At 69.7% G+C, this 7828-nt stretch carries 7 protein-coding genes; 4 read left to right on the forward strand and 3 right to left on the reverse strand.

Annotated features, from left to right (window positions below; genetic code table 11):
- Both lhpI and rtcR read right to left on the reverse strand, forming a co-directional pair.
- Positions 1–764 (reverse strand): bifunctional Delta(1)-pyrroline-2-carboxylate/Delta(1)-piperideine-2-carboxylate reductase (lhpI, locus tag AC1DOC_RS10945; RefSeq protein ID WP_478129792.1); only part of this gene is annotated, 764 nt, incomplete at its 3' end.
- A gap of 36 nt (positions 765–800) precedes the next feature.
- Complete coding sequence (gene rtcR / locus AC1DOC_RS10950; protein WP_478079693.1) at positions 801–2411, reverse strand: RNA repair transcriptional activator RtcR; 1611 nt, start codon at positions 2409–2411, stop codon at positions 801–803.
- A 239-nt stretch (positions 2412–2650) separates the two neighbouring features.
- On the opposite strand from rtcR, the gene AC1DOC_RS10955 reads away from it, so the two are divergent.
- The 3 genes from AC1DOC_RS10955 to rtcA are packed head-to-tail and all read left to right on the forward strand — an operon-like array spanning position 2651 to position 5295.
- A complete protein-coding gene (locus AC1DOC_RS10955) occupies positions 2651–3874 on the forward strand; it encodes an RtcB family protein (RefSeq protein WP_436311602.1) in 1224 nt (407 codons plus the stop codon).
- Between the two features lie 3 nt (positions 3875–3877).
- Entirely contained in the window at positions 3878–4261 is a 384-nt protein-coding gene (locus AC1DOC_RS10960) for a zinc-ribbon domain containing protein (protein ID WP_015867190.1), read from the forward strand.
- Complete coding sequence (gene rtcA, locus AC1DOC_RS10965; RefSeq protein ID WP_436311601.1) at positions 4258–5295, forward strand: RNA 3'-terminal phosphate cyclase; 1038 nt, start codon at positions 4258–4260, stop codon at positions 5293–5295. The genes AC1DOC_RS10960 and rtcA overlap by 4 nt, the downstream gene beginning before the upstream one ends.
- A gap of 25 nt (positions 5296–5320) precedes the next feature.
- On the opposite strand, the gene AC1DOC_RS10970 is transcribed toward rtcA, so the two are convergent.
- On the reverse strand, positions 5321–6964 hold the full coding sequence (locus tag AC1DOC_RS10970) for an adenylate/guanylate cyclase domain-containing protein (RefSeq protein WP_436311600.1): 1644 nt from the start codon (positions 6962–6964) through the stop codon (positions 5321–5323).
- Positions 6965–6992: 28 nt separating this feature from the next.
- On the opposite strand from AC1DOC_RS10970, the gene AC1DOC_RS10975 reads away from it, so the two are divergent.
- Positions 6993–7733, forward strand: coding sequence for a Crp/Fnr family transcriptional regulator (locus AC1DOC_RS10975; protein ID WP_436036883.1), 741 nt, complete (start codon positions 6993–6995; stop codon positions 7731–7733).
- Positions 7734–7828 lie beyond the last annotated feature (95 nt).

Raw genomic sequence — 7828 nt, forward strand, 5'->3', positions numbered from 1 at the left:
GCGTCGAGCAGCTCGCCGGCCTTCTGCAGCGCCTCGGTGGTGTCGACGAAGGTGCGCGCACCCTCGAAGCAGCGCACGTCGGCCTCGCGCATGGCGGGCGTGAAGCTGCCGATCAGGTCCAGGTGCGAGCCCGGCGCCAGCCACTCGCCGCGCACCAGCGGCGCGGTGGCCAGCGTGGCGCAGCTCACGATGTCGGCCTGGCGCACGGCCGCTTCGAGCCCGGTGGCGGCCCGGGCGTTGAACCCTTCGGCGCGCCATTGCGCGGCCAGGGCCTGGGCGCCTTCGGGCCGGTGGTTCCACACGAGCACCTCGTCGATGGGCCGCACGCTCGCATGCGCGGCGGGCAGCAGCCGCGCGACGCGGCCGGTGCCCAGCACCAGCAGGCGGCGCGCATCGGCGCGCGCCAGGAACGAGGCACCCAGCGCCGATGCGGCGGCCGTGCGGCGCGCGGTGAGCTCGTTGCCGTCCATCATGGCCAGCGGCACGCCGGTGCGCGCGTCGTACAGCACATAGGTCGCATGCAGGCCGGGCAGGCCGCGCGCGCTGTTGCCCGGAAAGATGTTGATGGTCTTGATGCCCAGAAAGCCCGCGTCGCTCCACGCCGGCATGATGAGCACGGTGCCCTTGTCGGCGCCGGCGGTCTCGATGGCGTGCACATGGCGCGGCGGCACCTGCGCCTCGGCCGCGAAGGCTGCGCGCAGCGCAGGCACGAGCCGCGCAAAGTCCAGCGGCTCGCGGGTGGCGGGTTGGTCGAAATGTTTCATGTCGGCGTGGAGGCTGCGGGGCGCCGGGAGGATAGCTCAGCCCGCCGCGATGCGGCTCCATTCGAGCCCGTGCTTGGCCAGGTACTTGCGCAGCCGGTCGGCATCGTTCACCACGCTGCGCTGCGCGCGCGAGGCCTGGAAGAGCTGCCGCCCCGCATCCGACAGGCTGCGCGAGTCGCGGCACACGCGCACCACCGCTTCGAGCTGCAGCCGGTCGAACAGGTCGAGCGCGGCCGCGCGGTCATCGCCGAGCAGGCTGCCGAGGTCGATGTCGGCAGCGCCTGCGCTTCGCCTGGCCGGGCCCTCGCGGTTCCAGAGCCAGCGCAGCCGCTCGATCTCCGCCTCGACCAGCGCCACCGGAATGCGCCCGCCGTCCGCGAGCGTGGCCAGCCGCGTCACGCTGGCCGAGAGGTCGCGGAAGTTGCCGCACCACAGCGCCTCGCCGCTCTGCGCGAAGCGCAGGTAGGCTGCGCGCGCCTCGGCGTTGAAGCGCACCACGCGGTGGTTCTCGGCCGCATGGATGGCCAGCAGGTGGTCGATGTTGGGCTCGATGTCCTCGGGCCGCTGCGCGAGGCCGGGCAGGTCGTAGGTCCAGAGGTTGATGCGCGCGAACAGGTCTTCGCGAAAGCGGCCCTGCGCCACGTCGCTGCGCAGGTCGCGGTTGGTGCCGGCGATCAGCTGGAAGTCGCTCTCCACTTCCTTGTCGGCGCCCACCGGGAAGAAGCGCTTCTCCTCGATGGCCTTGAGCAGCATCGCCTGCTCATCGAGCCCGAGTTCGCCGATCTCGTCGAGGAACAGCGCGCCCTGGTTCGCCGTGCGCAGCAGCCCGGCCCGGTCGCTTGCCGCGCCGGTGAAGGAGCCCTTCCTGTGGCCGAACAGCGTGGAGGCCGCGCCATCGCCGCGCAGCGTGGCGCAGTTCACTTCGACGAACGGCCCGCTCATCTGGTGGCGCGCCTGCTTCAGCTCGAACATGCGCCGCGCGAGGAAGGACTTGCCCGCGCCCGTCGGCCCCACCAGCAGGATCGGCGCGCGCGAACGCACGGCCACGCGCTCGATCTCGTCGATCAGCGCGTTGAAGCGCGCATTGCGTGTGGCGATGCCGCTCTTGAGGAACGCGACCGCGTCGCGCTGCTCCGCGTCGAAGCGCCGCGCGATCACGTCGTAGCGCGACAGGTCGAGGTCGATCAGCGTGCATTTGCCGGCCTCGCCTTCACGCTGCTTCCGGGGCGGCGAAGTCTGCGCGAGCACGCCCGGCACCACGCGCGATTCCGACAGCAGGAACATACAGATCTGCGCCACGTGCGTGCCGGTGGTGATGTGCGTCCAGTACTGCTCGCGCTCGGTGTCGAAGTGATAGGCGCGCGCCCAGTCGTACAGGCGCGTGTAGACCTCGCCGAAGTCCCACGGGTCCGCGAGGTCGAAGGGCACGAGGTTGACCGTGGTCTCGGGCGACACGGCGGCGATGTCGGCCTTCACCACCTCGGCCAGCGCCTTGTGCTTGAGCGTGTAGAGCAGCTCCATGCGCGAGACGACCATGTCGTCGTGCTGCGCGAGCGAGACCGTCGGGCGCCACTTGTTCCAGCGGCCCGCGCCTTGGCCGGCGTCGAGCTGGGTGCCGAGGAAGCCGATGACGACGATGGGTTCCATTCGATGAAGCTAAATTACTAGCCAATATTCTAGTTTCATGAAGAGACAGCAGAATCATTTCTCACGCGAAATATCGAAAAAATCCAATGACATCAACGACTTGAAGAAAGTCGCGGCACGCGGGCCATATTGGCACGCTCTTCGCAAGGAGAGGTCCCAAGCGCCGTTGTGGCGTGAGTCGGGGGAGGGTGCATCGGCATCCTCCCCGCCGGACAATTTGATGATCAGAGGGCAAAAAGATGGCAAACAACTACAAACTGCACGAAGTCGCCAACGGCGTCCCCGTGAAGATGTGGACGAACGGCGTGCCCGTGGAAGACGAGGCGCAGAAGCAGCTCGAGAACGCGGCGCGCCTGCCCATCGTGTTCAAGCACATCGCGGCCATGCCCGACGTGCACTACGGCATCGGCGCCACCGTGGGTTCGGTGATCCCGACCTTCAAGGCCATCATCCCGGCCGCGGTGGGCGTGGACATCGGCTGCGGAATGATGGCTTGCAAGACCACGCTCAACGCGCGCGACCTGCCCGACAACCTGGGTCCGCTGCGCTCGGCCATCGAAAAGGCCGTGCCGCACGGAAGCAACCCCAAGCGCATGGGCCGCGACAAGGGATCGTGGGAAACGCCGCCCGACGAGACCGATGCCGCCTGGGCCAAGCTGGTGGATGAGTTCGACCTGATCTGCGAGGACTACCCGCGCATCAGGAACACCAACAACCACAAGCACCTGGGAACGCTGGGTACCGGCAACCACTTCATCGAGGTCTGCCTCGACGAAGCGGGCGCCGTGTGGTTCATGCTGCATTCGGGTTCGCGTGGCGTGGGCAATGCCATCGGTACGCACTTCATCGAGCTTGCGAAGAAGGACGCCGAACTGCACCAGCGCAACCTGCCCGACCAGGACCTGGCGTACTTCGAGGAAGGCGCCAAGTACTTCGGCGACTACGTGCGCGCGGTGGGCTGGGCCCAGAAGTTCGCGCGCGCCAACCGCGAGGTGATGATGCAGGGCGTGGTCGCGGCCGCGCGCAAGGTGATCGCCAAGCCTTTCGAGGCGCATGTGGAAGCGGTGAACTGCCACCACAACTACGTCAGCCGCGAGACGCACTTCGGCGAGGACGTGCTCGTCACGCGCAAGGGCGCGGTGAGCGCCAAGGCCGGCGAGCTCGGGATCATTCCCGGCAGCATGGGCGCCAAGAGCTACATCGTGCGCGGCAAGGGCAACCCCGAGAGCTTCATGAGCTGCAGCCACGGCGCCGGTCGAAAGATGAGCCGCACCAAGGCGAAGAAGCTCTTCACCATCGCCGACCAGATCGCCGCGACCGAAGGCGTGGAATGCCGCAAGGACGCCGATGTGATCGACGAGATCCCGATGGCCTACAAGGACATCGACGCGGTGATGGAGGCGCAGAAGGACCTGGTGGAGGTGGTCTACACGCTCAAGCAGGTGGTGTGCGTGAAGGGATAACCCATGAAAAGCAACAAGCAACGCCGCGCCGAAATCAAGGCACATCGGCTCGAACGCGCCGCGCGCAGGTTGGCCGAGCAGCGGCTGCCCGCCGGCGCGCGGCCCGTGAGCGGTGCCGGCCTGGTGGTCGCCGATACGGCGCTGCTGGCCGCGCACAACAATACCTACGGACCCTTGCCCACGTTCTACGTGGACAAGGCCTTCACCTGCCGCGACTGCGGCGCCGACGAAGTGTGGACGGCCAAGCAGCAGAAGTGGTGGTACGAGGTGGCGCTGGGCAACATCAACAGCACGGCGGTGCGCTGCCGTGCCTGCCGGCTCGCAAGGCGCGCGCTTTCGCGCTCCGGCGCGGCCGTGGTCGCCGCGCAGCAAGGAGGCCGCCCATGATCGAACTCGACGGTTCGCAAGGCGAGGGCGGCGGGCAGATCCTGCGCACCAGCCTGGCGCTTTCGGTGGCCACGGGCCAGCCAGTGGCCATCGAGAAGATTCGCGCAGGCCGCGCCAAGCCGGGCCTGATGCGCCAGCACCTGGCCTGCGTGAATGCAGCGGCACAGATCAGCGGCGCGCAGGTCGAAGGGGCCGAGCTCGGATCGCAGTCGCTGCGCTTCGTGCCGGGGCCGGTGCGCGCGGGCGACTACCGCTTCGCGATTGCCAGCGCGGGCAGCTGCATGCTGGTGTTGCAGACGGTGCTGCCGCCGCTGCTGCTGGCCGGTGCGCCGAGCCATCTGCATCTGAGCGGCGGCACGCACAACCCGATGGCGCCGCCTTTCCACTTCCTGGAGCGCGCCTTCGCACCGCTGGTGCGCCGCCTGGGCGCGGACCTGCAGCTGGTGCTGCGCCGCTGCGGCTTCTATCCGGCCGGCGGCGGGGAGGTCGAAGCGGCCATCGTGCCGGCGGCCGATGGGCTGCGGCCCTTCGATCTGATGGGCCGCGGCGCGCTGCTGTCGAGCCATGCGGAGTGCCTGGCGCCGGGGCTTGCGCGCCATATTGCCGTGCGCGAACTGGAGACGCTGGGCAAGGCCATGGGCTGGTCCGGCGAGCAGCTGCGCACCGCAGCGGCGCGCCAGAACGAGGGCCCCGGCAACGCGCTGCTTGCCACGCTGGCGTACGAGCATGTCACCGAGGTCTTCACGGCTTTCGGCGAAAAGTCGCTGAGCGCCGAGCAGGTGGCGCACGGCCTGGTGAAGGAGCTGCGCGAATTCCAGAAAAGCCAGGCCGCCGTGGGCCCGCACCTGGCCGATCAGCTGGCCCTGCTGCTGGGCCTGGCGGCATGGCAGAGCGGCCGCGGCGGCGCCTTCACCTGCAGCGAAGTGACCGAGCACACGCGCACCAACTGCGCGGTGATCGAGCGCTTCCTGCCGGTGTGCTATGCCATCGCGCAATCGCCGGGCGCGGCCACCGTGACGGTGGCGCCGGCCTGAAGCGCAGCGCGTTAATCAGCGGCTGCTAGTCGCAGCAGATCACCGCAATCGGCTCGGAGCGGCCGCGCACGGCCAGCATTTCGACCTGCCCTCCCGCATGCGCGAAGCCGGCCTGCTGCGCGGCAAACACCGAGACCACCAGGCGCGATGCGGCCGTCTTGGCGTGGTCCTGCAGCCGGCTCGCGGTGTTGACCACCTCGCCGATCGCGGTGAAGGTGGTGGTGTCGAGGTAGCCCACCTCGCCCACGGCCGCGCGTCCGGCGTGCAGGCCCATGCCAAAGTCCAGCTGGTGGCCGAACTGGGCTTCGAAGCCCTCGCTCCACGCATCCATGCGCTGGCCGATGAGTTCGGTCGCGCGCAGCGCCTGCCGGCAGGCGGTGGGCAGGTCRGTGTCGAGCCCGAAGATCGCCATCACGCTGTCGCCGATGAACTGGTTCGGCACGCCGCCGCATTCGCGCACCGCGGCGCCCACGGTGGCGAAGTAGCGGTCGAGCACATAGGCCAGGTCGAAGGGCCATTGCCCTTCCGACAAGCCCGACCAGCGCCGCAGGTCCACGAACAGGATGGCCACGTCGCGCTCGCGGCCGAAGCTGCTGGCCGGCGCCGGCTGCCTTCCGTGGCTTGCCGGTGCGAACAGCGGGATGACCTCGATGTCGCCTCGCGGGCGCAGCTGGCAGGCCAGCCGCACGCCGCCCGGGGCGCGCACGCGGTCGAGCGTTCGCTGCTCGTCGCGGTCGGGCGGGTCCGTGTGCTGTGCGGGGCCGAGCACGCGCACGCGGCAGGTCGAGCAGCGCGCCCGGCCGCCACACACCGAGAGATGGGCGATGCCGTGCGAGCGGCTCGCTTCCAGCACGCTCCAGCCGCGCGGCACGTGCACCGTGCGGCCGGGGTAGCGCAGCGCGATCGACGCCCCGCGCGCGTGGCGCGCGAACCAGTTGCGCGCCGCATAGGCCGCCAGCAGGGCGGCCAGGCCCAGCGCATAGAAGAGCTTGATGCGGCCTTCCGCCGTGTCGAGCGCACGGCCCTCGGCCGGGGTTGGCAGCACCGCAGGCGGCACGCCGGTCCACTGGAACTCTCGCCCCATCGAGACGAAACCCATCATCGCCGCGAGCGGCAGCACCACGGCAATGGCCAGCAGCAGATAGGAAAAGCGGCGGTAGGCCGGCCGCGCCCGCAGCGCAAAGTGGATGCCGAGGCAGCCGTGGGTCCAGGCGGCAAGCAGCATCGTGAACTGCGCGCCGGCACCCGGCAGGCTCCACAGGCCGGCGACCACGCGCACATAGGAGCCCTCGATGCCGTAGGCGAGGTAGGCGCCGCGCATCGCGGTCAGGTGGGTGGCCAGCAGCAGCGGCAGCGCAAAACCCAGCAGCACGCGCAAGCCCTCGAGCGGCGGCATGCGCAGCGTGCGGCGCTCCCAGAGCGCGGCCACCGCCAGCACCAGGTGCGCGCCGGCCGCGCCGTACAGCAGCAGCGTGCCCGGCAGGCTGTGCCAGAAAAGCTGCACATTGCGCAGCACCGCCTCGGCCGCCGCAAAGGAGGCGATGCCCAGCGAATGGTTCAGCAGGTGCGCCGTGACATAGGCCATCAGCACCAGTCCGCTCGTCCATCGGAGGTTGCGCCGGGTTGGCGGTTTCGGCAGCCGGGCGATGGGTGGGGAGCGTCTGTCCATGAATGGCTTCGAAGGGCACCCGAGCATAATGCGCGCGCCCCTCTTCACCGGCATGGCCCTCACTCCAATCACCCCCCGTTCCAGCCTCGCGCTGCGCCGCATCGCGCTGTTCGAAGGCTTGCCAGACCAGCGGCTCGACCTGCTCGCGCAGCAATGCCTGTGGCACAGCGTCGAGGCCGGCAAACCCCTGCTGCTGCGTGCCGAACAGCAGCAGGGCGAGGTGTTCCTGCTGGTCTCGGGCCGGGTCCGCGTGACCACCTATGCGGCCAACGGGCGGCAGGTGACCTTCAGGGATTCGGAGGCCGGCGAGCATTTCGGCGACATTGCCGCCATCGACGGCGGGCCGCGTTCGGCCGACGTGGTCACGCTGCTGCCGAGCGTGCTGGCCAGCCTCGACCGCGCCGCCTTCCTGAGCCTGCTGCGCGAGGAGCCGCTGGTGGCCGAGCGCGTGATGCAGCGGCTGGCGTCATTGGTGCGCCAGCTGTCGGAGCGCGTGATCGACCTGAGCACGCTGGGGGTCCAGAACCGGCTGCATGCCGAGCTGCTGCGCCTTGCGCGGGCCGCGGGTGTGGCGCACAACCAGGCGCGGCTGGAACCGGCGCCCAGGCACGCGGCGCTGGCGAGCCAGATCAGCACCAACCGCGAGCAGGTGACCCGCGAGCTCAACGTGCTGGCGCGCAGTGGTGTGCTTCAGAAGGACGGCAAGGCTTTGCGGGTGGCCGACGTCGCCCGGCTCGAGGCGATGGTTTCGCAGGTCAGGGGCGACTGATGAGCCGGCTCAGTTCCAGCGGCCGCGCAGGCCGCCCAGGCTGAAGCGGCCCGCGCCCAGCAGCACCACGGCGAGCGCGCCGAACAGGTACAGGC

Source organism: Variovorax sp. 01T439_2 (assembly GCF_056398445.1).

Excerpts from the sequence above, each read along its gene's own strand:
- rtcR (WP_478079693.1), bottom strand. The coding sequence starts at position 2,411 with ATGGAACCCATCGTCGTCATCGGCTTCCTCGGCACCCAGCTCGACGCC.
- AC1DOC_RS10955 (WP_436311602.1), top strand. The coding sequence starts at position 2,651 with ATGGCAAACAACTACAAACTGCACGAAGTCGCCAACGGCGTCCCCGTG.
- AC1DOC_RS10960 (WP_015867190.1), top strand. The coding sequence starts at position 3,878 with ATGAAAAGCAACAAGCAACGCCGCGCCGAAATCAAGGCACATCGGCTC.
- rtcA (WP_436311601.1), top strand. The coding sequence starts at position 4,258 with ATGATCGAACTCGACGGTTCGCAAGGCGAGGGCGGCGGGCAGATCCTG.
- AC1DOC_RS10975 (WP_436036883.1), top strand. The coding sequence starts at position 6,993 with ATGCGCGCGCCCCTCTTCACCGGCATGGCCCTCACTCCAATCACCCCC.